Raw genomic sequence first — 23775 nt, forward strand, 5'->3', positions numbered from 1 at the left:
CCGAAAGGACACGACACCGCATGACCGACACTGTCAGCATCCGCCCAACCGGAGCCGCTCCGGCGGACGAACCCCGCGCGATCGATCAGATCACGCGGCACCTCACGACCACGCGTTTCGAGGACCTGCCGGCGGCCGACGTCGAGCTCGCGAAGTGGCGCGTGCTCGATGTGATCGGCTGCGCCTTCGGCGGCGCGTCGATCGACGGCAACGCCGAGCTCCTCGACCTGCTGCAGACCTGGGGAGGAGCCCCGCAGTCCACGGTCATCGGCCACGGGGGCAAGCTGCCCGTGCACCACGCCGCCCTCATCAACACGATGATGGTGCGCGCCAATGACTTCGAGGTCATGACGTTCTGGCACGACGGCGTGCGTCAGCCCGCCCACAACTCGGCGAGCACCGTGCCGACGGCGCTCGCGGTCGCCGAGTCGCGGGGCCTCGGCGGGCGCGACGTGCTGACCGCAACGATGCTCGGCGACGACCTCGCGGGCCGCGTCGCCCTGTCGTCCGACTGGACGTTCTATCTCGGACCCGACGGCCTCGGAACGCTCGTGCCCTGGGGGACGACGGCCGTCGCCGGTCGTCTGCTCGGCCTTGACGCCGAGCAGCTGCGCCATGCCTTCGGCCTCATGGTGAACATGATGGCGGGAACGGTGCAGGACTACTGGGACGGCAGCCACGCGATCAAGCTCGTGCAGGGCACCGCGTCGCACACGGGCGTCATGGCCACTGAGCTCGCCTCGCGGGGCTGGACCGGCCTCAGCGATCCGCTCTTCGCCGAGTACGGCTACTACAAGGTCTTCGCGCAGGGGTGCAAGAACCCGGGCATCCTCACGGAAGGACTCGGCGAGCACTACTTCGGCGAGGTCGTGTTCAAGCCCTATCCGAGCGGCCTGCCGACGCACCTGCCGATCGACTGCGCGCTCGCGCTGCACCACGAGCACGGGGTGCGTGCTGAGGACGTCGACGAGGTCGTGATCGGGCTCACGCCGCCGAACCTCAAGAACTACTACGCGAAGCCGTACGAGATCCGCGACTGGCCGCACGGTGACGCCGCCTTCAGTTTCCAGTACACGGCATGCACGGCACTGCTGCACGGCGCGATGAGCATCGAGCACTTCACGGAGGACATGATCCGCTCGCCGCAGATCAACGAGCTCATCGCGAGGTCGCGCATCGAGCCGATATCGGCCGGTCGAGACGGTGGAGCCGAGGTGACGGTGCGTCTGCGCGACGGCCGCGAGCTCACGGTGTGGAAGCCGTACGCGAAGGGAGACGAGGCGAACCCGATGACCGAGGATGACATCCTCGCCAAGTACCGGCACCAGGTCGAGGTGACCGGCATCGTGAGCGCCGCGACGGCCGAGCGGGTCATCGAGACGGTGCTGCGGCTCGACCAGCTCGATGACCTGAGCGAGCTCACGGCCCTGCTGAGTGACGCGTCGGCGGGGGCGACTCGATGAGCACGCCCATCATCGACACGCTCGCGTCGTTCGCCACCTCGACCTCGTACGAGTCATTGCCGGATGCGACGGTGCGGTCGACGAAGCGGGTGCTGCTCGACTCGATTGGTTGCGCGCTCGGCGCCACGACGACCGACCCTGGCAAGGTGACCATCGGCATCGCGCGGCAGCTCGGCGGGCCGGGGGAGTGCTCGATCCTCGGGACGGGCGACCGGGTAGCCATCACGAACGCGGTGTTCGCGAACGGCCAGCTCGTCAACCTGCTCGACTTCGACACCGTCATGCCGGGCGGCCACACACCGCCGTACATCGTGCCGACCGTGCTCGGCATGGCCGAGCGCGAGGGCGCGTCCGGCCGGGAGCTCGTCGTCGCGACCGCCGTCGCGCTGGAACTGTCGGCGCGCATGGCAAGGGCGGTTCCACGCGGCATGGGGTTCGTCGAAGAGGACGGGGAGCGCGTGTTCCGCTACGCCGAGCGCGAGGGGTACGCGCGCCTCAACTTCGGCGCCGCCGCGGGGGCCGGGCGGTTGCGCGGCCTGACGGACGCGCAGATGGTCAACGCGCTCGCGCACGCCGGTCACCTGAGCCAGCTCAACACGTGGAGCCGCGGCAACTTCTCGATGCCGAGGAACCTGTCGAAGTATGGCTTCGCCGGCTGGCAGAACACGGGCGCGATCCTCGCGATCATGCTCGCCGAGGGCGGCATCATGGGTGACGTGGGCCTGCTAGACGACGGCGAGCACGGGTATGGCGAGATGAGCGGCTACGGTGGCTGGTTCCCCGAGCACCTCTTGCCGGGTCTCGGTGAGGAGTGGGGTTTCGACGAGGTGCGCTTCAAGGCCTACGCCTGTTGCACGATGCTGCACCGCGCCATCGAGTGCTTCGAGGAGATCGTCGGCGCCAATCGGCTGCACCCGGACGAGATCGAGCGCGTGACGGTGTACGCGTCGCCGACAGTCGAGGCCGTGCTCTTCCAGGATCGCTCGCTCAACAACATCGTCGACCTGCAGTTCGGAACGCCCTACATGATGGCGATGGTCGCCCACGGCGAGCGGTCGGGCGCCGACTGGCAGGACTGGAACAAGCTGACCGACCCCCGTATGACCGCGTTCGCCGACCGCGTGTCGGTCGTGCCGCACCCCGACTACGCCGACAACGAGGCGAGCAAGGTGGAGGTGCTCGCCCGCGGCGAGACCTTCACGGCCGAGCGGTACGGCATGACGGCGCCGCTCGACGATGCGCAGCTCGTCGACAAGTTCCGGCACAACGCGGCGCGCCCGCTCACGCAGCAGCAGATCGACCGGGCCGTCGATGCGCTCGAGCACCTTGAAGAGCTTGACGACATCAGACACCTCATGACCGACCTGACGCAGTAGTCGGTCGGCCTCGTCGGAGGCCCCCGAGTCTGTCGAAGGGTCCCTGAGCCTATCGAAGGGCGCTGGCCCCCTTGGAACATTACGGAGGCACGAATGAATACCGAAGACGTCATGACCTACGTCGCCGCGTTCAACCGGCTCGACTACGACACCCAGCATTCGTACTACCACCCGGACGTCGAACTCGAGCTGCCGAAGCGGCGACTGGTTGGATCCGATGGCATCCGCGCACACTATGACGGCCTGCACTCGGCCGTCCGCGAGCTCCTCGCGCTCGACTTCGTGATGGTCGACGAGCGCCATATCGCGCTCGAGATTTACACCGAGTTTCGGGCGTTCGCCGACCGAGACGGCTTCACGTTCGGGCCGCTGAAGGCAGGCGACGTGTTTCGGTGCACCAACATGGGGCACTTCGATCTGAAGGACGGGCTGCTGTGGCGCATCCGCGTCGGCTCGTACCGCGTGTGGGGCGACGACGAGCGAACCGAGGCGAAGCAGTTCCCCGGCATCGCCCGGCCGCTGCGGCCTGGCGAGCCTGAAGGGTAGGCGCATCCGACCACGCGACCGCGTCAATGACCTCGGTGCACCGCCTCGGTGGGGCCGACATGGTTGTCATGCACGAGGTTGAGCGCGTTCTGCGGCTGCTGCTGCGCCTGTGACGACGCGCACATTGCTCACGCGCGCCTTGCTCCCGTTCCGCGCGTGATGCAGTGCCCGCCGCTACGTCCCATCGTCGGTCGATGACGGCAGCTGCGCCGCCGCGAGGTTCGAGCGGCTGCGGCGCAGCAGGTTGCAGAACTGAGCGCGTTCCTCGGGCGAGAAGCCGTCGGTGATCATGCGTTCGAGGTCGTTGATCGGGCCAGACAGGCGGGCGATTGTTTCGACGCCGTCATCGGTGATGTATAGCAGCTTGCGCCTCGCGTTCGTCGGGTCGGGCTCGCGACGAATGAGCCCGCCATCGAGCAGCGGCTCGAGCGTTGTCGCCATCGTCTGCGCCCGCACGAACGAGCGACGCGCGAGCTCTGAGCTCGTGATGCCGGGCCTCCGGCGCAGCACGGTCAGTGCCGTGTACTGTGGCGCGGTCATGTCGGCCGTCGCGCAGATCTCGATGAAGCGCGGTCGGATGACGAGCTCGAGCTGCTTGATGACGTAGACGTTGTATGGAGCCTCGACCATGCCGCCTCCTTGCGTATGTGTCGGCGTGAGCGAGCGTATTGCCACTCAGTGACAACGTCCTTGCCGACGCGCCGATTTCAGGTAACCTGAAGCCCGGTTGACGCGCAATGGTCCGCGCGCACATCGTTATCGGAACATCCATCGAGCAAGGGAGCTCTCATGTCGCAGGCGAAGGCCCGGGTCAGCACGTTCACGACAGGATGCGCCCGATGAGCGGTGAGATCCGCCTCGATGGCCGCGTGGCCATCGTCACGGGCGCGGGCCAGAGCCTCGGGAAGTCGTACGCGCTCGCCCTCGCCGCGGCAGGAGCCTCCGTCGTCGTCAACGACGTCAACGGTGAGACCGCCGCGCAGACGGTCGCCGAGATCGAGCAGGCCGGGGGCACGGCCGTCGCGGTCGTCGCGCCGGTCGGCCCGACCGAGACGGCCGACGAGCTCGTCGCCGCGGCGAAGGAGCATTTCGGCCGTCTCGACGTGCTCGTCGCCAACGCGGGCGTGCTGCGCGACCGCGTGCTGTGGAAGATGAGCGACGACGACTTCGACCTCGTCGTCGAGACGCACCTGCGCGGCACGTTCACGTGCGGTCGCGCTGCGGCGGTCGCGATGCGCGAGCAGGGCGAGGGTGGTCGCATCATCCTCATCGGCTCGCCCGCCGGCCAGTTCGGCAGTTTCGGCCAGACGAACTACGCGTCGGTCAAGGCCGGCCTCGTCGCGATGGCCCGAACGATGTCGCTCGAGCTGGCCCGTGCCAACATCACGGCAAACGCCGTGATCCCGACCGCGCTCTCGCCCATGACGGCGACGATCCCCGCCTACACGCAGGTCTACGAGGACTTCGTCGCAGGCAAGCCGATCCCCGCCGAGTACCGCCGAGATCACGCGCTCGGCAGCCCGGACGACGTCGCGCCCCTCATCGTGTGGCTGGCGAGCGATGCCTCGCGGGGCGTCACGGGGCAGGCCCTCGGCATCGGGGGCGACCGCATCACCCTCTACTCGCACCCGACGGCGCTCCGCACTGTCGACCATGAGGGCGGCTGGAGCGCGGCGGGCATCGACGAGGCCTGGAACGAGCAGCTCGCCGAACTCGCGCAGCCCTCCGGTCCGCCCTCGACGCACTAGCCGGGAGGCAGCCTTGCACGGGCACTACACCTCGATCTGGCAGGCCATCGCCGAGCGCGACCCCGACCGCGTCGCCGTCGTCACGCGATCGCGCGAATTGAGTTACCTCACGCTGGCCCGCGAGGCGGGTGCGCTCGCGACGAGACTGCGTGAGGCAGGTCTCGGGCCGGGTGACTCCCTCATGATCGCCATGCACAACCGGCCCGAGTACCTCGTCGGCCTCTACGCGTGCCTCGCGAGCGGCGTCGCGCCCGTGCTGGTGAACTTCCGCTTCCGCGCCCCCGAGCTCGCCGAGCTCATCGACGACTCGCGCCCGGCGGCAATGCTGTTCCCGTCCTCGCTCGCCGACGTCATGGTGGATGCCGCGGGTCTCGCGGGTGCCAACGCGCCGACACTGCTCGTGTGCGTCGATGACGGGGACGGCGAGACGCCATCGCAGGCGGTGCCGTACGCCGAGGTCGTCGCGGGCGGAGGATCATTGCCGCCCGAGCCGCCGGCTGGCGGCGAGCTGCGCATCTACACGGGCGGAACGACCGGCCGGCCGAAGGCCGTCGTGTGGCCTGCCGAGCTGATCCTGGACATCCAGGACTACTCGATCTACGTGTCGCTCGGCCTGCGCTCGCCGACGACGATCGACGAGGCAGTCGACATCGCGCTCGGCGACGACACCCCGCGCGTCGCCGTGCTGCCGCTCGCCCCGTTCATGCATGGCACGGCGCTGTTCAACGGGCTCAACGCCCTCGCGATCGGCGGCTCGATCATCATCCCGGAGGGCCGTCGGCTCGACGTCGTCGACGGCGTGCGTCTCGCGAACGACTACCGCGCCACCCGCCTCATCGTGGCCGGCGACGTTGTCGCCCTGCCGATCGTCGAGGCGGCCGAGGAGCTCGGCCTGAAGCTCGAGACCGTGACGTCGATCATGAGCTCCGGCATGCGCTTCAGCGAGGAGGTCAAGCGCGGCCTGCACCAGCTCGGGTCGTTCGAGATCCTCGACCTGCTCGCGGCGACCGAGGGCGGGCCATTCGCCGTCAACCTGACGCGTTCGGTCGACGACCTTCCGGGCCGGTTCCGCCTTTTGCCGGGAGCGGCAGTGCTCGACGAGGACCTGCGAGAGGTGCAGGACACTCCCGGCGCCACGGGAACGCTCGCGTTCCGCGGCACGCTCCCGAGCGGCTATCACGGTGACGAGGAGAAGACCCGAAAAGCGTTCCCGGTCATCGGCGGCCTGCGCTACGTCGTGCCGGGCGACATGGCAAAGGTGCTCGACGACGGCTCCATCGAGCTACTCGGTCGCGGCAGCTCTGTCGTCAACACGGGCGGCGAGAAAGTCTTCCCCGCCGAGGTCGAAGCGGCGATCCTCGAACACGACGCCGTGCGCGACGCCGTCGTGTTCGGCATGCCCGACCGCCGCTACGGCGAGCGCGTCGTCGCCGTCGTCGCGCTCGAAGCGGGCGCGGCACTCACGCGCGACGAGCTCGCCTCTTTCCTCGACGCAGGCATCGCCGGCTACAAGAAACCGAAGCTGGTCGCGTTCGTCGACTCCCTCGGCCGTACCCCGCACGGCAAGATCGACATGCGGCGAATGCGCGATCTCGTCGCGGCGTTCGACGCCGACGCCACCGAAGCATCCACGAAGGAGCGCCAATGACCCGCTACGTGCCAGCCGTCGATCCGTCCGCCGTCAGCGCCATCGACGTGCACGTGCACGTGCAGGTCGACTCGGCCGGCCGCCGTGCCGTGCCGACGCGCATCATCGAGGCGATGGGCCGCTACTTCGGCGACTCCGCTCCGCCCATCGACGTCGATGAAACGGCGGCGCGCTACCGTGACGCCGGCATGGCCGCCGTCGTCTTCACGGTCGACGCGACCACCAATCTCGATCACGCGCCGAACAGCATCGACGACATCGTCGAGGGCGCCGCGCGCAACAACGACGTGCTCGTGCCATTCGGCAGCGTCGACCCGCTGCAGGGCGAGGCGGCGATCGAGGAGGCCGTCCGCCAGGCCGACGAGCTCGGGGTCCGGGGGTTCAAGTTCCACCCGACCGTGCAAGCGTTCGACCCGTCCGACCCGGCCTACGCTCCGCTCTTCTCCGTGATCGAGGAGCGAGGGCTGCCGATTCTCTCGCACACGGGGCAGACCGGGGTGGGCGCGGGCATGCCCGGCGGGGGCGGCTTCCGGCTCGGGCTGTCGAATCCGATCCTGCTCGACGAGGTCGCGGCCAGGCACCCAGACCTCACGATCATCATGGCGCACCCGAGCGTGCCGTGGCAGGACGAGGCCCTCTCGGTCGCGACCCACAAGCCTGGCGCCTACATCGACCTCTCCGGATGGTCGCCCAAGTACTTCGGTGACGGTCTCAAGCGCGCCCTGCGCAGCTACCTCAACCACAAGATGCTGTTCGGCTCCGACTTCCCGGCGCTCACGCCCGAGCGCTGGCTGCGCGACTTCGAGCTGCTCGAGGTCGAGGGGGCCAAGCTCGAGGCCATCCTGAAGGACAACACCGCGAAGCTGCTCGGGCTCGGGGCGGCGTGAGCGGCACGCCTGGGTCGGCCCGCGCGGCGCTGACCGACGACGAGGCCGCCGACTTCTTCGGATTCGCCGGGACGCTCACCGATGCCGAGCGGTCGAAGCTCGCCGAGCTGCGGGCCCTCCTCGACGAGCGCGTTCGCCCGCATCTCGCCGACTGGTGGGAGCGCGCGCACACGCCCGTCGAACTGCGCCGCGACCTCGCGGCCCTCCGCCTCGAGGACGACCCGGCGTTGCTCGCCGATGGGGACGGCGACGATCCCCGGCCGCTCTTCACCGGCTTCAAGAACTTCGAGCTCGCCCGCTGCGATCTCAGCACGGCCATGCTCTACGGCGGTCAGGTCAGCATGTTCCGAACCCTGGTGCGGCAGGGCGGGTCGCTGACGCAGGTGCGCGAAATGGATGCGCGCATCCGGTCGTTCGATCTCACCGGATGCTTCGCGCTGACGGAGCCCGCGCACGGGTCCGATGTCGCGCGCGGTCTCGAGACGACGGCGACACGCCACGGCGACGGGCCGGACGCGACGTGGACCATAACGGGGGAGAAGCGCTGGATCGGCAATGCCGATGCCTCGGAGCTGCTCGGTGTCGTCGCGAAGGACGCCGCCGACGGGCGCGCGAAAGTGTTCCTGGTGCCGCGCACGGCGCCAGGCGTGGAGCTCGAGCCGATCACCGGCAAGATGAGCCTGCGTATCGTTCGCAACAGCAACATCCGGCTGAACGACGTGACGGTGCGCGAGGCCGATCGGCTCCAGGGCATCGACTCCTTCGCTGATCTCGCGCGCATACTCGGCTCGCTGCGCGCCGACGTCGTCTGGTTCGCCGCGGGGATGCAGGCGGGCGCGCTCGAGGCCGCGCGCCGCTACGCGATGGGCCGCGCGCAGTTCGGGCGGCCCATCGCGTCGTACCAGCTGATCCAGGAGAAGCTCGCCCGCATGCTCGGCAACACGACCGCGACGCTCGCGCTCGCAGTCTCGCTGACCGGGCTCGACGAGCGCGGCATCCGCACGGAGGCGCAGGCGGCCATGTCGAAGCTGTGGAGCGCCGACCGGTTGCGTGAGACGGTCGCGCTCGCCCGCGAGACGTGCGGGGGAGAGGGCATCACGCTCGCGCGCGATGTCGGCCGCTTCTTCGCCGACGCAGAGGCGCTGTACACGTACGAGGGCACCCGCGAGATCAACGCGCTCATCGTCGGTCGCGAGCTGACCGGCATCGGCGCGTTCGTGTAGCCGGGGCCCGTCACACGACCCCCCTGGCATTCTGAGTGCACCGAACGCGAGACACGCCGTGAGATCTTCCCGGCACGGCAAGGAGCCGCACTCGGTTTGACGCCCTGTCTCCGCGGGACGGAGGAAACGGGACCGCCCGGGGTATCCGGCTCGCCGGACCGGCGTGTCGATCCGAGTGCATCCCGTGCACGACACGCCGCGGCAGCTCCGCGCCGGGGCACCAGCCGCACCTGTTTCGCCGCCTGCCCTTTCATCCGGCACGGCGACCGATCCGGGCGACACCCGCGCCAGGTGCGTGACTGGCGTTGCCCATGTGACTAACGTGACGGTATGCCAACGACCACGCCTAAGCGACAGAGCGCCGCCGCGGGAGCCTCCGCCAAACGCCGTGCGTCGAGCTCGACGCGGGGCGGGGCGACTTCGTCATCGCCACGCACGAAGAAGCTCCCCGAGGCCCAGCGTGCGTCCGCGCCGGGAGTCGCGCAGCGCGTGTGGTTGGGTATCGCGCACGCGGTCGGCGGAGCGGCTCGTGCCGTGGGCCCCGAGCGCGTCGCCGACGAGGACCGTCGCGACGGGTTCCCGCTCGTGCTGCTGTTGTTCGCCGTCTGCGGCGCGGTTATGGTGTGGTTCCTGCCGCATGAGCCCGCGGCGCAGGCCGTCAACGCCTACACGTTCGGCGGGCTGTTCGGCCAGGTCGCTTACGCCCTGCCGGTCATCCTCGCGGGCTTCGCGCTCTGGCTCTTCCGGCACCCCGCGTCGATGGACGACAACGGCCGCATCGCGACCGGGCTCTTCATCGGCATCAGTGCGGCCGCGACCCTGGCCCACGTCTCCAACGAGCAGCCGGCACCCGCCGAGGGCATGCCCGCCCTCGCGACGGCCGGCGGGGTCTTCGGGTGGATGTTCGGGGCACCGCTTGTGTTCCTGACGACCGCGATCGGCGCCACGATCATCGCGGTGCTCTTCGTTGTGCTGTCGCTCTTCGTCATCACGAAGACGCCGCCGCTCCGGGTCGGCGAGCGCCTGCGCGAGCTGTGGGCCTGGCTGTTCGGCATCGAGCCGGACGCCGCGGCCCACGCCCGCGGCGCCCGTACGGGCGCCGGCGAGGGCGGCTTGCTCGACGGCGAGGCCCGCACGGCCGCTGCCGAGGGAACCGACGATGGCGGTCTGCCCTGGTGGCGGCGTAACGCGACTGGTCGCGAAGTCGACCCCGCCTTCGACAGCCCCGTCGTCGACGAGGGCGCTGCGCGCGGCACCGATGACGGCCTCTCGAAGCTGTTCGGCGCGGATGCGGTGGGCGACGGATCCGCATCCGGCGCTTCCGATCGTGGTCGCGCCGGCAAGGGCCGGGGCAGCGCGACCGAAGCCAACGCGACCACGGTGCTGCCGAACGCCGCCAACCGGGCGGCGGAGGAGGACAGCTCCACCGACCAGCTCGACCTCTTCGGCGTCGAGTCGCCCGACGAGGTCGGTGGCGTGACGGGCATGCGCGCCGATGCCGACCACGACGGCGAGGCCGCACCGGGTCTCGCGGGCGGGAGTGGAACACCCGCCACCGCGCCCGTCGTGACGGGCCACGGCGCCCACGATGAGCCGGCACCTTCGCCCGAGGCGGTCGAGACCGATACCGAGTCGGAGGCGACGCAGCCCGCCGAGGCCGCATGGGACTCGCGTGACGCCGACGGCGAGAACCCGTACCGCCTGCCGACCGCGACGATGCTCTCGAAGGGCACCCCGGCGAAGTCGCGCACCGAGGCGAACGACACGATCATGGAGGCGCTCGACACGACGTTCGCCCAGTTCAAGGTGGACGCCAAGGTCACCGGATTCTCGCGCGGCCCGACCGTCACGCGCTATGAGGTCGAAGTCGGGCCCGGCGTGAAGGTCGAGCGGGTCACGCAGCTGTCGAAGAACATCGCCTACGCCGTCAAGAGCAACCAGGTGCGCATCCTCTCGCCGATCCCCGGCAAGAGCGCCATCGGCGTCGAGATTCCGAATGCCGACCGCGAGATCGTCTCGCTCGGTGACGTGCTGGAGTCGAAGAAGGCGCTCGCGTCAACGCACCCCATGACGATCGGCGTCGGCAAGGACGTCGAGGGCGGCTATGTCGTCGCCAATCTCGCCAAGATGCCGCACCTCCTGGTCGCCGGTTCGACCGGCTCGGGAAAGTCGAGCTTCGTGAACTCCATGATCGTGTCGCTGCTCATGCGCTCGAAGCCGAGCGAGGTGCGCATGGTGCTCGTCGACCCGAAGCGGGTCGAGCTCACCCCGTACGCGGGCGTGCCGCACCTCATCACGCCGATCATCACGAACCCCAAGAAGGCCGCAGAGGCGCTGCAGTGGGTCGTGAAAGAGATGGAGATGCGCTACGACGACCTCGAGAGCTTCGGCTTCAGGCACGTGGACGACTTCAACGCCGCCGTGCGCTCGGGCGGGATCATCCTGCCTGAGGGATCGAAGCGACGCCTCAAGCCGTACCCGTACCTCCTCGTCGTGGTCGACGAGCTGGCAGAGCTCATGATGGTCGCCCCGCGCGATGTCGAGGACTCGATCGTGCGCATCACGCAGCTGGCGCGCGCCGCCGGCATCCACCTCGTTCTCGCCACCCAGCGCCCGTCGGTCGACGTCGTGACGGGCCTCATCAAGGCGAACGTTCCCTCGCGGCTCGCCTTCGCGGTCACGAGCTCGACCGACTCCCGGGTCATCCTCGACCAGGTCGGCGCCGAATCGCTCATCGGCCAGGGTGATGGACTGTTCAACCCGGCAGGTGCCTCGAAGGCGATGCGCGTGCAGGGCGCCTGGGTCAACGACAACGAGATCACCGCGGTGGTGCGGCACGTCAAGGGGCAGGCGGAGCCGGAGTACCGGGCCGACGTGGCAGCGGTCATCGAGAAGAAGGAGATCGACTCCGACATCGGCGACGACCTCGAACTGCTGCTCGCGGCGACGGAGCTCGTGGTCACGACGCAGTTCGGCTCGACCTCGATGCTGCAGCGCAAGCTGCGCGTGGGTTTTGCCAAGGCCGGCCGGCTCATGGATCTCATGGAGTCGCGCGGCGTCGTCGGTCCGTCGGAGGGCTCGAAGGCCCGCGACGTGCTGATCACGGCAGAAGAGCTGCCGGGCATGCTGGCGCGGATGCGGGGACAGGATTCCCCCGAGGCCTCGGGCGCGCAGGGCGGGCCGGCCGGTGCCGAGCGTGACCCGCTCGATGCCGTCGCGGCGCAATACGATGGCGTCGGAGAGGTCGAGGCGTCCGACAGCGAAGACGCCTGGGCCCTCACCGGCCGCGACTGACGTGCCGTGACGGGCGGCATCGCGCGACGTGCCGATCGCGCGGTAGTGTCAGGCGGTCTCGACGCATCGCGGCATCCCGCGGGCGCCGAGGAGGGCGAACGGGGATGAGACGAGAGCGGTAGAGCGGATGAGCGGCAGAGTGTTCAATGCCGGGCAGGGCCCCGCGAGCCCGTTTGCCGTGCCGAATCTGATCACGCTCGCCCGATTGCTGCTCGTACCGGTGTTCGTGTGGATGCTGGTGGCCGACGGCGGGCAGGACGGCGCGCTGCGCTGGGTGGCTGCCGTCATCTTCATCACCGGGATCGCGACCGACAGCCTCGACGGCTATCTGGCGCGTTCGCGCGACCTCGTCACCGACCTCGGCAAGCTCTTGGATCCGATTGCGGACAAGGCGTTGACGGGCGCGGCCTTCGTGACCCTGTCGGTCCTGGGTGAGCTGCCGTGGTGGGTGACGATCGTGATCCTCGTGCGCGAGATCGGCATCACCGTGTGGCGGCTCGTCGAGGCGCGGCGGGTCGTGCTGCCCGCTGGCCGCGGCGGCAAGGCCAAAACGCTGATGCAGGCGATCGCGTTGTCGGCAGCGCTGCTGCCGCTGTGGTCGCTCGTGGGCGAACCGATGCACTGGATCAATACCGCGCTCATGGCGATCGCCTTCGTGCTCACGGTCGTGTCGGGTGCGGACTATCTGTGGCAGGCGTATCGTCCGAGGCGGGCGACGAAGGGAAACTCATGAGCGCACCTCTGCCGCAGACCATCGAGCTCGCGACCGTACTCCTTGACGCCGAGCTGACGATCGCCGTCGCCGAGTCGCTGACCGGCGGTCTGCTCACGGGCGAGCTGGCGAAGGTTCCTGGCATCTCGGCGTCGCTGCAGGGCGGGATCGTCGCTTATCAGACCGAGCTCAAGCATCGGCTCCTCGGCGTTCCGGAATCGGTGCTCGAACGGTTCGGCGCGGTCTCGCCCGAGACGGCGCTCGCGATGGCGAAGGGCGTGCGCGAGGCGACGAGTCGCGACGGGGGCAGCCCGGACATCGGGGTGGCGACGACGGGTGTCGCGGGGCCGGACGCCCAGGATGGCAAGGCCGCAGGTCTCGTGTTCATCGGTATCGACTCGATTTTCGGCGAGCAGGTGATCCGGCTCGACTTCTCCCGGCTCGTCGACGTGGCCGACGCTCTTGCAAGCCGCGACCGGGTGCGCACGGCGACCGTCGAGGCCGCCGTCTACAACGTCGCCGAGCACCTCGTGGCTCGAACTCGATAGCGCGGCACGTATGGCGGGTGCCGAGGTGCCCTCGGGGTGATTGCCAGCCCTGGGGCGGTCCGACGGGGCAGAATAGTGTCACTGAGGTTGGCGCGGTTTGCACCCCGGCGGCAGCGATGTCGCCCGGGCGGTGCCGACGTTCGCCCGGGCGGCGAGCCGCAATCGGCGTGGGAATAGAACAGCAACTTGCGTCGTTATGACTCATGTTCCGTCCGTTCCGCAATGAACGGGTGGGGTACAGTACTCAGCACACTGCAGAAAGGAGGTCTCGAAATGGTCCTTGCACGACGCGAAATCGGTGAGGTACTTCGGGATGTCCGTGTCCGGAAAGGGCGCACGCTCCGTCAGGTCGCCGGCCGCGCCTCTGTTGCGCTCGGCTACCTCAGCGAGGTCGAGCGCGGCCAGAAGGAGGCCTCGAGCGAGATCCTGGCATCGGTGGCCGAAGCCCTTGATACGCCGCTGTCGACCATCTACCGCCAGGTGAGCGATCGCCTGCTGGTGCATGAGGGTCTGCCGATCGCCACCCAATCGACGGCCATCCCCGACACCGTGCCCGACGAGATGGTTCGGCAGGTCGAAGGCCGCCTGGCCAGCTGGGCTTCGTAGCCCGCGGGTTGGGCTCCGGCCCATGCATCGACTTCCCAGCGAGGTCCGCACCGATCCGGTGCGGACCTCGCTGCTGTCGGGGGCACCGGACCCCTCGCCCCATCCGCCGACCGACGTCGGCCTGCCTGTGCGGGCGTGGTGTTTCCGGGCCCGTGTGAGCGCGTACGCTTTCCGGATGCGTCGGAGTGAGTTCGATCGAGCGGTCACCGAGGAGTTCGGGGACGTCTACGGGACGTCGCTGCTTCGCGACCTCGCGCTCGGCGGCGTTGGGCATCGGACGGGTGCGGCCGCGCTGCGCGACGGTGTCCCGCCGCGTGAGGTGTGGTTCGCCCTCTGTCGCGAAATGGACGTCCCTCCCGAGCGGCATTACGGTGCCGGCCGGCTCGACCCGAAGCGTTCGTAGCAGGCGAGAATCCAGCGGCCAGTAACGCTCATTCGTGCTGATGAACCTCGACACGCCGAACGAATGGTCGAAAAGTTCTTCGAAGCGCGTAGCTTGTGCAGTGCGGTTCGAAACGCATCCATCCACAGGCGGCGCTTCGACTCCGACGCAATGTCGGAGGGTCTGTCTAGCGTGAGCGAAGACAGATCACCCGACGCCCTGTCGAATGTCAGCACCGGCCATGCACGGTGCGGAAGAGCGACAGCCTTTGGGCGACCAACACAGTGTGAAAGGACACCGCTCATGCCAGCACCTGCAGACCGCGAAAAGGCACTCGATGCCGCGCTCGCACAGATCGACCGTCAGTTCGGAAAAGGCTCGGTCATGCGGCTGGGCAGCGACACCCGCGCGCCAGTCGACACCATCCCGACAGGCTCGATCGCGCTCGACGTGGCGCTCGGCATCGGCGGTCTTCCGCGCGGCCGCATCGTCGAGATCTACGGCCCGGAGTCGTCGGGAAAGACCACGCTCACGCTGCACGCGATCGCCAACGCGCAGCGGAACGGCGGCATCGCCGCGTTCATCGACGCCGAGCACGCGCTCGACCCCGACTACGCGCACAAGCTCGGCGTCGACATCGACTCGCTGCTCGTCGCGCAGCCCGACACCGGTGAGCAGGCACTCGAGATCACCGACATGCTCATCCGCTCCGGGTCGGTCGACCTCGTCGTGATCGACTCGGTCGCAGCGCTCGTGCCCCGAGCCGAGATCGAGGGCGAGATGGGCGACGCGCACGTCGGCCTGCAGGCACGGCTCATGTCGCAGGCGCTCCGCAAGCTCACGGGTGGCGTCAACCAGACCAAGACCACGGCGATCTTCATCAACCAGCTTCGCGAGAAGGTCGGAGTGTTCTTCGGCAGCCCCGAGACCACGTCGGGCGGCAAGGCGCTGAAGTTCTACGCCTCAGTGCGACTCGACATCCGTCGCATCGAGACCTTGAAAGACGGTACCGAGGCGGTCGGTAACCGCACGCGAGTCAAGGTCGTCAAGAACAAGATGGCCCCTCCCTTCAAGCAGGCCGAGTTCGACATCCTGTACGGCATCGGCATCTCGCGCGAAGGCTCGCTCATCGACTTCGGCGTCGAACACGCCATCGTCAAGAAGTCGGGCGCCTGGTACACGTACGACGGTGAGCAGCTCGGACAGGGGAAGGAAAACGCCCGCAACTTCCTGCTCAACAACCCGGACATCGCCGATGAGATCGAGCGCAAGATTCTCGGGAAGCTCGGCATCGGCGGTGCCACCGACGCCGACGCCACGGGCGAGGCCGAGCCGCCGGGGGTCGACGCGCCGGTCGGAGCACCGGGTCGCGGCGCGAAGGCCGCGGGCAAGGCACAGGCGGCTCCTGGGCTAGCGAACCTCGAGTCCCTCGAGCAGCGTCGCGGGGCGTAACCCAGCGTGGTGTCCACCGCGGCGCCAATATGACCGCGGGGCGGTCGCGAATCCCACGCTCGCGGCCGCCCCGCCTCGCCCACCCTGCGCAGGTCTCGTTCGACCGACGTGACCGCGACGGCGAAAGGAGCACGGGGATGACCACGAGCAACGACGAACCGCACGACGAACACCTCGCTCGAGTCACCGATCTCTCGGCATGGCGCCTGACCCCCGCATCGGCCCCGGCGAACTCGGCGGCAGGGGAGCGCGGCAGCAGGGAGGCGCGCGAGCGCGGTGACGGCGAGACCGAGCCCGCAGGGGCCGAGGCCACGACGTGTTCCACGCTGAGCGAGGAGCCCGGTCCCTCGGCCGGTTCAGGCGAGCCTCGTGCGCAGGCAGCGCCGAGCGTCACGGCTGTCTTCGGCGCCGGTGACTCGCGTCGAGGCCCTGGTGCGGGGCCGAGCGCCGATACCGCGGAGCGATTCATCGCGCGACAGGTTGACCGCCGCCGCGAGGAGGTGGCCGCCCCCGCTGCCGCTGCCGAGTCGGAGCCACACCCGGGGCTGCTGCGAGTGCCATCCCCGACGCGCGGCGAACGTGCGACGACGCCTGGCGACGATCCCGCAGCACGCCAGCCGAACGCGATTCGAGATGCCCGCGCCCGGGCCGCTCGGGCATCGACAGACCGTCGTGACGTCGAAGCAGCGGATGGCGAGGCGCCACTGACCCTAACGACAGAAGAGGCCGTCGAGGCGGCCGAGCACCGCATTCTCCGCCGACTTCGTCGCGCTGATCGCTCCCGCGAGGAGCTCAGACGTGAGTTGGCGAGCGACGATCTGCTTGACGACGAGTCGGTCGAGGGGCTGCTCGACAGGCTCGCGGACCTCGGCTACGTCGACGACGTGCGCATGGCCGAGACCCTCGCCGACAAGCTCCTCGACCGCAAAGGGAAGGGCATCGAGGGCGTTCGGCGTGAGCTGCGCCACCGACTTCTCGACGATGACGTCATTGCCGAGGCGCTCGAGGGCCGCGAACGCGACGATGAGTTCAATCGCGCCGCGAGTCTCGCCGCATCGCGTGCCGAGCGCCTGCGAGGCCACGACCGCGACACGGCGATGCGTCGCCTCATGGGATTCCTGCAGCGGCGCGGATTCGGTTCCGGTGTCGCCCTCATCGCAGCCAACGACGCGCTCGACGCGCTCGATCGCCCGGGGACCCCGGGGCCGACCCGTGGGACCGCCCGGCCAGGCGTGAGCGGCGTCTATTTCGGCAACGCGGACGAGTAATCGACGTGGGCTGCCTCGGTCCGCCGAGCGGCGCGGGCCGGCCGCGCGAAGCTTCTGCCGGACGGAGCATGCGGGCGTCGCGGGCGAACTCCGCTGGTGCCCGTCGGCATCCGCCTCGTCAGGCGCCGGCTGTCGCTCCCGCACGCCCTGCGAGCGAGGCGGCAGATCTGCGGAGCTCGCCGGCTTCGTCGTGGCGGCCCAGGTAGTCGTAGCAGACGGCCTCGTTCTCGGCCGCGACTGCGGCACTGCGGAGTTCGCCGGCCTCCTCAAGGGCCGCCCGCGCCTGCTCGAACTTGATGATGGCGGGCAGGTAGTCGCCGCGCAGTGCGTCGGCTTCGCCCAAGTACCCGAGCGCGGTGCCAAGGCCGTCGAGCTCCCGGCCCTCGCGGAAGATGCGCTCCGCCTCGGCGAATGCCTGTTGCCTCGATGCTTGGTGCCCGAGCTGGTCGTAGGCGCTCGCGGCAAGGAACGCGCCGCGTCCAGCCATGCGCGCGACGCGCAAGGCCTCGAAGGTGCGCATCGCGTCGAGGGCGAGCTCAGCGGCCGGGCCGGCGTTGCCGGCCCGCAGCTGCGTCGTCGCGAGATCGTAGGTGATGTGCGCGAGGTAGTTCCGGCCGGCATCCGCGGTATCGCGTGCGCCGGGGTCGGACGTCGAGGCGAGGGCATCGGCCTCCGAACGCGCACGCTCGAGCGTCGCGGTAGCGTCTTCCAGCGCGCCTGCCCGCAGTTGTAGCTCGCCGAGGCGATGGCGAAGGTGCACGGTTTCCTCGCCCTCGCCCCGCAGGGAACTGCTGTCGAGGGCGTACGCGAGCCGGTTGATCGCCTCCGAGCCCCGCCGTGCGGTGAGCAGGGCGTCGACGAGCGAGTCGACCAGCTGCGCGCCGTTGAGCGACGCGGCTTCGAGCGCGGGGAGGACACCGGGGCGCGATGCCTCGCCGGCCGCGAGCGCGTCCGTCACCTTGATGAGAAGAGGAATCGCCCTCTCGGTATCGTGGCGTTCGGCGGCCTCGACGCCCGATGTTGCGTCGCTGACGATGAGCCTGACGACGGGATCCGACTCGGGCCCCCGCGCCGGCTGCGAGGTTGGCGCGGGCGGCATCGCCTGACTGCGCAACCCGAACACGGGCGGGCTGTCCTCCGACGATTGCTCGACACGGGGGGAGTGGGCGGCGGTCACGGGCTTGCCTGCCGGGGGCGTGTCGGTTGACACCGGATGCTGCTCCCCGGTGAGCGACCCGAGTGGTGTGGCCGAGATGGGCGCGTCCTCGTGGCCGCCGTCAGGAACTCCGGCCAAGGCGTCGGGGTCGACGTCGGGACGGAACGACTGGTCGCCGTGATCAGCCGGTACGCCCGGGAATGCGACCGGCGGCACCCCGAAGGGCGACGGCGGCGGCGTTCCGAAGGGTGACGGCGACTGCCCGTGTGACGACTGCGCCAGCGGGTCCTCGCCGTGTGGAACGTTCCCCTTCGGCGCGGCACCGAACGGCGCGTCGGATGCACCGACGGAGGCGGAGGCGGGCTGTTCCGCGTTGGGATCGACGGGGGCGAACGAAGGGGCCTGCGTCACCCACGGCGGGGGAGCATCGTGAGCCACTTCGACGGCGGGGAGCGCCTCGAGGTGGAGTGCCGTTGGCCGGCGCGCCTCGTCGAACCCGGCGAAGAGCGCGGTGTCGCCGGCGATGGGGCCGGCCATGATGAGCGCGTCATCGCGGCCCGGATACGCGACGGCGATGCCGGCGCGCCCATTGCCGCGGGCGGCGGCGAGTTCGGGATCCACGACTTCACGCAACCAGCCGTCCCAGGGCCACGACGGGTCGCGGTACTGGTCCCGCACCGCAGCATCCGACACGGCAATCTCGGTGCCGGCGATGAGCGGCAGCTCGCCGGGCGCCTCGTGCCAGAACGCCGCGGCCGGCAACGTTCCGCGCAGGGCTTCTGCCGTGCCGCTGAGCAGCACGCTCACGGCCACGAGCTGGCCGCGGCCGATGGTCCCATCGGCGACGGTCGCAATGACCCGATAGGCGCCCGACGGTACACGGACGACGACGCCGTCGACCCCGTTCTCGCCGGAGCGGGCACCGAAATAGAGCGCGTCGCTCGAGACGACGACGCTTCCGAGGTCTTCGTGCCGGAGCGCGGCTCCGGAGGCGTCGCGCTCGCGAAGCGCTCGCGACGTCGGCAGGATCGTGTCGGCCGGCGAGTCGTAGGTGCGCATGATGCCTCCCCTTCGGCAATGCTGACCGCGTGGGCCAGACGTCGCTGCCCTCGTCGACGACCTCGGCCCCCGTGTCGTGCCTGCGCCGAATGTGGCGAGGACGCGCATCATCGTAGACTACGGGATATGTCCGAGACCGCCACCGTCATCGCTCCCTCGCCTGCTGCGCGCCGTCCGGATGGCACTCCTCGCACCTTCGAGGTCCGCACGCTCGGGTGCCAGATGAACGTGCACGACTCGGAGCGGATGACCGGATCGCTGCTCGCCGCCGGATACCGACCGGCGGTTGAGAGCGAGCCCGACATCGTGGTGATCAACACGTGCGCCGTGCGTGAAAACGCCGACAACCGTCTGTACGGCAACCTCGGCCAGCTCGCCGAGACGAAGCGTAACCACGATGGCATGCAGATCGCCGTCGGCGGTTGCCTTGCGCAGAAGGACCGCGGCACAGTGCTCGAGAAGGCGCCGTGGGTCGACGTCGTCTTCGGCACGCACAATGTCGGGTCCCTGCCGAGCCTGCTTGAGCGCGCGCGCCACAACGAGGCGGCCGAGCTCGAGATCCTCGAGTCGCTCGAGGTGTTCCCGTCGACGTTGCCGACCAAGCGCGACTCGACCTACGCCGGCTGGGTGTCGATCTCCGTCGGCTGCAACAACACGTGCACGTTTTGCATCGTGCCGTCGCTCCGTGGCAAGGAGAAGGACCGTCGACCGGGCGACATTCTGGGCGAGGTGCGCGCCCTCGTCGACGACGGCGCAATCGAGGTCACGCTCCTCGGTCAGAATGTCAACTCCTACGGCGTCGAGTTCGGCGACCGATTCGCCTTCGGGAAGCTCCTGCGGGCGACGGGCGAGGTCGAGGGTCTCGAGCGCGTGCGCTTCACCTCGCCGCACCCCGCGTCGTTCACCGACGACGTGATTCTCGCGATGGCCGAGACCCCCAATGTGATGCCGCAGCTGCACATGCCGTTGCAGTCGGGATCCGATCAGATTCTGCGGACGATGCGCCGCTCGTACCGTTCGAAGAAGTTCCTGGGCATTCTCGATCGCGTGCGCGAGCACATGCCGCACGCGGCCATCTCGACTGACATCATCGTCGGCTTCCCGGGCGAGACCGATGAAGACTTCGAAGACACGTTGCGGGTCGTCGAGCAGGCGCGGTTCGCCAATGCGTTCACGTTCCAGTACTCGATCCGTCCCGGCACGCCGGCCGCGACGATGGATGACCAGGTGCCGAAGGCCGTGGTGCAGGAGCGGTACGAGCGGCTCGTCGAGCTGCAGAACCGGATCAGCTTCGAAGAGAACCAGCGAATGGTGGGGACGACCCAGCGCGTTATGGTCTCGACGAACGAGGGGAAGAAGGACGCCGCCACTGAGCGCCTTACGGGCCGCGCCGAAGACAACCGGCTCGTGCACTTTCGCCTGCCGGAGGGCGAGGTCGCGCCGCGCCCCGGCGACGTCGTGACGGTCGAGATCACGCGGGCGGCGCCGTTCCACCTGCTCGCGGACCAGCCCGACGGCACGCGCCTCGATGTGCGGCGCACGCGCGCGGGCGACGCCTGGGACCGCGCGCAAGCCGAGTCGTGCGGGGTCCCGGCCCCCGCCGACGCGGGTGCCGTGAACCTCGGGAGCATTTCTCTCGGCCTGCCGACGCTTCGGGTCGGTGTGTAGCGAGCCCGTGCCGGCTGCTACGCGCCGCGAGGCTGAAGTGGGGGACTCGCCCGCTCCGGATGCGCACCCGCCCCTCATCGTGGTCGCCGGGGCGACCGGCACCGGCAAGACGGAGCTGTCGCTCGACATCGCCGAGCGACTGCGCGAGCGCGGACGGCTCGCCGAGATCGTCAACGGCGACGCCATGCAGGTGTACCGCGGCATGGACATCGGCACCGCAAAGGTCTCGGAGGATGAGCGCCGCGGTGTCCCACACCACCTGTTCGACGTGCTCGACGTGACCGACGACGCGACGGTCGCCTGGTACCAGGCGGAGGCGCGCGCATGCATCGATGGGCTGCTCGCGCGTGGCGTCGTACCGATCCTGGTGGGTGGTTCGGGGCTGTACCTCGCGAGCGTGCTGTTCGAGCTGGAGTTTCCGGGAACCGACCCCGAGGTACGAGGGGCACTCGAGGCTGAGCTCGCCGACCACGGGCCCGGCATGCTGTATCGGCGGCTGGTCGATGCCGATCCCGCTGCAGCGCAGCGAATCGGACCGCGCAACGGGCGACGCATCGTGCGCGCGCTCGAGGTGATGGCAATCACGGGCGAGCCGTTCAGTGCGTCGTTGCCTGGTCAGGATGCGTGGTGGCGCCCAACGCAGCTGACGATCCTCGAATCGCCGCGCGACGAGCTCGTGGCTCGGCTCGACGCGCGCGTGGTGCGGATGTGGGAGGCCGGACTGGTCGACGAGACGCGCGCCCTGCTCGACGCCGGTCTCGAGCTGGGCACGACCGCACGGCGCGCCATCGGCTACGCGCAGGCGATCGCACAGCTGCGCGGTCAGCTCTCGCCCGAAGCGGCCATCGCTGAGGCGCAGGCGCTCACGCGCAAGTTCGCGCGCCGCCAAGTGAGCTGGTTCCGTCGCTATGAGACCGCGTTGCGACTGGACGCTGGGGATCCCGCAGCGGCCTTGCAGACGTTGCGTGCCGTCGGACTCGAGAGCTGATCGCCGGGCTGCGGCGTTATCCACAGGATCGCCAAAGGTTCGCCCAGAGTTTCCGATTCGCTGCCATGATGTCGGCCGCAGGGGATGCTCGCGGTGAGGGGCCGTGAAACGCACGATGTCGCGCGTTGGGGTCTCCGGTGCCGCACACGAGGGGGAACCGTGCGACGAAACCTGTTGAGTGGAAAGGCGGCCACGTCGGCTGCCGCCAGATTGGGCGCGAGCAACGCGCTGAGCGACACGAGTGGCTCGGGCGCATGCGAAAGCTGAGTCGAACGACCGCCGCGGTCATCGCCATCGTCGTAACGAGCGGCCTTGCACTCGCCGGTTGCACGGCGACTGAGCCGGCGCCCGAGCCGTCGACGACGACAGCGGAAGGCGCGGACGATGCGGCTCCGACGCCAGAAGCAACCCTCGAAATTCCGGTGAAGTCGGAGCCACCGACGAGCGAGGCGGAAGCGATCGAACTCGCCAAGTTAGCCTTGGGTGCGTTCTTCGTTGTCGAGGAAGAGATTTTTAACGAACATCCACAAGACGCGTCGGATCTTGCATTGGTTGCCGGAGACGCGGTCGTTCCCGTATATGTCGACCTTGCTGAGCAATTACTGGCCGATGGTCAATCTAGAAGTGGTTCCGCTTCATTCGAGATTGACGAGTCACGTACAATTGTCGAGGATGGTCTGGAAGAGCTCGGTGATCCCACAAGGTGGGGATACATTCTGTTCTATGGATGCCTGATCCCTAGTGGGTTGACATATACACTGGCCGATGGCTCGAAAATTGTGGTCGATCAGGCCGCCTCGCACGTGTACGCAATAGGGTACAACGCAAGATCCTCGAGCTGGAGGGTCGAGGGTGTGTCGACCAACCCTGCAGACGGTGTCCGATGTTGAGCAGGATAGAGCGGGGAATGACGTGCGTCTACCTCGTTGGGGTGATCATTGTGGTCTTCTTCTTTTTCCTTCCCCCATCCTTCTCGGTGGTTGCGGCAACGTCTGAAACACCTCCCGCCGATTTGTGTAGCAAATATCCGGGCATCCCGACTTGCGTAGAAGCTTCTGCGCCTGAGGGGACGTGCGCGTTCCCTCACATCGCCAGCATGACTATGTGTACTGGAGGTCAATCCGGTGGGGGAGGGAGCGAGGGATCTGACGATGACAGTACCGACGCCGGCGGCTTCGCCCCGCCACCGCCGCCGATCCCGGCGCCAGAGGCGGCTGCGGCGCTCGTGAGCTCATTCACGCCTGCGGCGATCCAGATCGGCATGACGCCGAAAGTGAACTCCGACTGGGGCCATCGTCGATCCTATGTGGGATTGCCCATCTGGATGTGGGTGGCCGATCCCTCTCCCTCGTCCTGGGGCGTGTACTCATATTCGGGCTCGACCGGTGGGCAGACGATCACCTTCGAGGCGCAGGTCTCGACGGTCACGTGGTCGATGGGTGACGGTACGACGGTGACGTGTGGCATGGGGAGTATCTACTCGCCGGCGTACGGCAATGTCTCGTCACCATCGTGCGGCCACAAATACACGCAGACATCGAAGGCCCGACCGGGAGGCATGTACACCGTCACGGCCACGAGCAACTGGGTGATCTCGTGGACATCCGCGACTGACGGTTCGACGGGAACCCTCACGGCATCCGCGTCGACGTCGACGCAGGTTCAAATCCTCGAGTTGCAGTCCGTGAACACCTAGGTTCAATTGGTTTGCTCTCGCAGGCGTTCCCCGATGTCGCGCGCTGCCTCGGAGA

The 23775-nt window shown here is 68.8% G+C and carries 20 protein-coding genes; 18 read left to right on the plus strand and 2 right to left on the minus strand.

Features of this window, described 5'->3' with window-relative positions; all coding sequences use genetic code 11:
- Nucleotides 1–20 precede the first annotated feature (20 nt).
- The 3 genes from F8O04_RS14395 to F8O04_RS14405 all read left to right on the plus strand — a co-directional run bounded on the left by F8O04_RS14395 (nt 21) and on the right by F8O04_RS14405 (nt 3385).
- Nucleotides 21–1463, plus strand: a complete 1443-nt coding sequence (locus F8O04_RS14395; protein ID WP_158030075.1) for an MmgE/PrpD family protein — start codon at nt 21–23, stop codon at nt 1461–1463.
- A complete protein-coding gene (locus tag F8O04_RS14400; protein WP_158030076.1) occupies nt 1460–2839 on the plus strand; it encodes an MmgE/PrpD family protein in 1380 nt (459 codons plus the stop codon). The genes F8O04_RS14395 and F8O04_RS14400 overlap by 4 nt, the downstream gene beginning before the upstream one ends.
- A 93-nt stretch (nt 2840–2932) precedes the next feature.
- On the plus strand, nt 2933–3385 hold the full coding sequence (locus F8O04_RS14405) for a nuclear transport factor 2 family protein (protein WP_158030077.1): 453 nt from the start codon (nt 2933–2935) through the stop codon (nt 3383–3385).
- A 174-nt stretch (nt 3386–3559) separates the two neighbouring features.
- Here the strand turns inward: F8O04_RS14405 and F8O04_RS14410 are convergent, their stop codons facing one another.
- Nucleotides 3560–4015 carry a MarR family winged helix-turn-helix transcriptional regulator gene (locus F8O04_RS14410; RefSeq protein WP_158030078.1) on the minus strand — a complete coding sequence of 152 codons (456 nt, stop codon included), beginning with the start codon at nt 4013–4015 and terminating at the stop codon, nt 3560–3562.
- A gap of 209 nt (nt 4016–4224) precedes the next feature.
- Here F8O04_RS14410 and F8O04_RS14415 point away from each other — a divergent pair, with 209 nt between their 5' ends.
- The 11 genes from F8O04_RS14415 (at nt 4225) to F8O04_RS14465 (ending at nt 17153) form a co-directional block, all read left to right on the plus strand.
- Complete coding sequence (locus F8O04_RS14415; protein ID WP_158030079.1) at nt 4225–5133, plus strand: SDR family oxidoreductase; 909 nt, start codon at nt 4225–4227, stop codon at nt 5131–5133.
- A gap of 13 nt (nt 5134–5146) precedes the next feature.
- Entirely contained in the window at nt 5147–6781 is a 1635-nt protein-coding gene (locus F8O04_RS14420; protein WP_188726489.1) for an AMP-binding protein, read from the plus strand.
- Nucleotides 6778–7668 carry an amidohydrolase family protein gene (locus F8O04_RS14425; protein ID WP_158030081.1) on the plus strand — a complete coding sequence of 297 codons (891 nt, stop codon included), beginning with the start codon at nt 6778–6780 and terminating at the stop codon, nt 7666–7668. Before F8O04_RS14420 ends, F8O04_RS14425 begins: the two co-directional genes overlap by 4 nt.
- Nucleotides 7665–8891, plus strand: coding sequence for an acyl-CoA dehydrogenase family protein (locus F8O04_RS14430; protein ID WP_225735107.1), 1227 nt, complete (start codon nt 7665–7667; stop codon nt 8889–8891). Before F8O04_RS14425 ends, F8O04_RS14430 begins: the two co-directional genes overlap by 4 nt.
- A gap of 330 nt (nt 8892–9221) precedes the next feature.
- Nucleotides 9222–12185, plus strand: a complete 2964-nt coding sequence (locus F8O04_RS14435; protein ID WP_158030082.1) for a DNA translocase FtsK — start codon at nt 9222–9224, stop codon at nt 12183–12185.
- A gap of 127 nt (nt 12186–12312) precedes the next feature.
- Nucleotides 12313–12918 carry a CDP-diacylglycerol--glycerol-3-phosphate 3-phosphatidyltransferase gene (gene pgsA, locus F8O04_RS14440; RefSeq protein ID WP_158030083.1) on the plus strand — a complete coding sequence of 202 codons (606 nt, stop codon included), beginning with the start codon at nt 12313–12315 and terminating at the stop codon, nt 12916–12918.
- Nucleotides 12915–13445, plus strand: coding sequence for a CinA family protein (locus F8O04_RS14445; RefSeq protein WP_158030084.1), 531 nt, complete (start codon nt 12915–12917; stop codon nt 13443–13445). The genes pgsA and F8O04_RS14445 overlap by 4 nt, the downstream gene beginning before the upstream one ends.
- A 273-nt stretch (nt 13446–13718) precedes the next feature.
- A complete protein-coding gene (locus F8O04_RS14450) occupies nt 13719–14051 on the plus strand; it encodes a helix-turn-helix domain-containing protein (protein WP_158030085.1) in 333 nt (110 codons plus the stop codon).
- Between the two features lie 175 nt (nt 14052–14226).
- A complete protein-coding gene (locus F8O04_RS14455; RefSeq protein WP_158030086.1) occupies nt 14227–14454 on the plus strand; it encodes a DUF3046 domain-containing protein in 228 nt (75 codons plus the stop codon).
- 282 nt (nt 14455–14736) lie between these two features.
- Nucleotides 14737–15885, plus strand: a complete 1149-nt coding sequence (recA, locus tag F8O04_RS14460; protein ID WP_158030087.1) for a recombinase RecA — start codon at nt 14737–14739, stop codon at nt 15883–15885.
- Between the two features lie 137 nt (nt 15886–16022).
- Entirely contained in the window at nt 16023–17153 is a 1131-nt protein-coding gene (locus F8O04_RS14465; RefSeq protein ID WP_188726488.1) for a regulatory protein RecX, read from the plus strand.
- 118 nt (nt 17154–17271) lie between these two features.
- Here F8O04_RS14465 and F8O04_RS14470 read toward each other — a convergent pair whose 3' ends face one another.
- Complete coding sequence (locus tag F8O04_RS14470) at nt 17272–19368, minus strand: tetratricopeptide repeat protein (RefSeq protein ID WP_158030089.1); 2097 nt, start codon at nt 19366–19368, stop codon at nt 17272–17274.
- Nucleotides 19369–19494: 126 nt separating this feature from the next.
- On the opposite strand from F8O04_RS14470, the gene miaB reads away from it, so the two are divergent.
- The 4 genes from miaB (at nt 19495) to F8O04_RS14490 (ending at nt 23720) form a co-directional block, all read left to right on the plus strand.
- Nucleotides 19495–21036, plus strand: a complete 1542-nt coding sequence (gene miaB, locus F8O04_RS14475) for a tRNA (N6-isopentenyl adenosine(37)-C2)-methylthiotransferase MiaB (RefSeq protein ID WP_158030090.1) — start codon at nt 19495–19497, stop codon at nt 21034–21036.
- A 37-nt stretch (nt 21037–21073) separates the two neighbouring features.
- Nucleotides 21074–22024 carry a tRNA (adenosine(37)-N6)-dimethylallyltransferase MiaA gene (gene miaA, locus F8O04_RS14480; RefSeq protein ID WP_158030143.1) on the plus strand — a complete coding sequence of 317 codons (951 nt, stop codon included), beginning with the start codon at nt 21074–21076 and terminating at the stop codon, nt 22022–22024.
- Between the two features lie 254 nt (nt 22025–22278).
- Nucleotides 22279–22914 carry a hypothetical protein gene (locus tag F8O04_RS14485; protein ID WP_158030091.1) on the plus strand — a complete coding sequence of 212 codons (636 nt, stop codon included), beginning with the start codon at nt 22279–22281 and terminating at the stop codon, nt 22912–22914.
- 335 nt (nt 22915–23249) lie between these two features.
- Entirely contained in the window at nt 23250–23720 is a 471-nt protein-coding gene (locus tag F8O04_RS14490; protein WP_158030092.1) for a hypothetical protein, read from the plus strand.
- Nucleotides 23721–23775 lie beyond the last annotated feature (55 nt).

It is taken from the genome of Pseudoclavibacter endophyticus, assembly GCF_008831085.1.
Lineage (GTDB): Bacteria > Actinomycetota > Actinomycetes > Actinomycetales > Microbacteriaceae > Pseudoclavibacter > Pseudoclavibacter endophyticus.